Annotated in this window: 3 protein-coding genes; all 3 read right to left on the bottom strand. The window is 46.1% G+C overall.

Going from position 1 to position 1364, the window contains the following annotated elements; translation table 11 throughout:
• On the bottom strand, nt 1-196 hold a 196-nt coding region (locus tag E5987_RS12700), incomplete at its 3' end, for a hypothetical protein (protein WP_160336434.1).
• Between the two features lie 34 nt (nt 197-230).
• Nucleotides 231-1043, bottom strand: coding sequence for a hypothetical protein (locus E5987_RS12705; RefSeq protein ID WP_160336435.1), 813 nt, complete (start codon nt 1041-1043; stop codon nt 231-233).
• The coding region (locus tag E5987_RS12710; protein ID WP_160336436.1) for a hypothetical protein at nt 1036-1364 on the bottom strand (329 nt) is incomplete at its 5' end. The genes E5987_RS12710 and E5987_RS12705, both read right to left, overlap by 8 nt.

Here is a 1364-nt window from a genome sequence, read left to right on the forward strand (position 1 = left end):
CAAGAATCCAGAAGACACCGATAGCAGTGACTCCGCCTGATAGCGCTTCCCACATTGCTTCAAGGACGGAGAACTCTATCGGTCTCTCTTTTCGTTTTTCTCTCCAGTCGTCAACGTAGCGCAGGAGTCCGGCGATCAGACCGAGACCTCCCACGCAGGCGATGAGAGTATTGAGTAAGTCAGTATGTTTAATCACGTAAAACTCCAATTAAAGAGTTACTTGAAGACGGCTACACAATATCCTGAATCGGCGGACACACCGTCGGACTTAGCCAAAGCGTAGTTTCGATTGTGACAGGGGTCTTTGTTTCATAACTCTCATACAACATATCCCAGAACGGCTCCCCGCATTTGCCATCATTCGTAGAAGAGTCGCTATAGCTGTTTGCAGCAACAGGAACGCCGAATTGAAAACCTGTTTCATTTCCTATCTCGCATATAATGGCTCCGCCGCCTTCATCAAGCAACGAAAATATGACATCAGGTACTCGTGCGCCTTTTCCATCTCCCTGCAAAGCAGAAAAATAGTCAACTTCCGCAGTCTTAGTTTTTTCGCCAAGAGAAACTGTAAAAGTAAATCCTCTGATTAGTGCTCCACTCTCGTCATACAGAGACAAATAACTGTCAACCAGAGTGGCGAGATCCGTCGTACCTTGTGTTTTACTAAGCCAACTACAAAAGGCTTCCAGGTCGTCGTTTTCAAAAAGTGTGAAGACCGAATAATCTGAGCTGTCATTAAATATTAGAGTTGAAGCCGCAGGGTTCACTCCATCAAATCCCGAATAGAACTTTGACATCTCTATCTGTATCAGAAAGGGCACGCAGATGGGAGGACTTATATCGATCAAATTTCCCACCTCGATAGGAGGAACCATATCTTTGTAAACAACTTGCATCGTTTTTTGAGCTGTTGTCGACGCTACATATATCGGCTCAGTCAACTCCGGAATTATCTTCAGGCTGTAGTTATACAAAGGCCAGCAGTCTTTGAAAATACTTTCTTTTTTCTTTGCTCTCATTAGAAGAGCTGGCGCGTTAAACATTTTCCCCTCCGCCAAGCTGAGCTTTCAACTCGTTAATCCTCGCTCTCCAAGCTCCCCTTTGAGCGATAACTTCCGAGTACTCTTCGGAAGTTGCCGCACCTTCCGCGATCTTGATGACGGCATAGTCCGTTTCAGAAAGCCTAGCTTTAAGCTCCCGAACCTCTCTTAACACAAGAACTCTTTGAGGCGGTTCGGGATCAGGCTCCTCCGTATATGCGACTCCGAGTTTTTCCCAAAACTCAGCCTTGTTTTCTTCAGGCTCCTCGCCAAAAGCCTTCCTATCTTCTTTCCAAATCGCCTGACGAACCGCATAGCCTGAAC

Origin of the sequence: Parasutterella muris (assembly GCF_009767915.1) — a bacterium.
Taxonomy (GTDB): domain Bacteria; phylum Pseudomonadota; class Gammaproteobacteria; order Burkholderiales; family Burkholderiaceae_F; genus Parasutterella; species Parasutterella muris.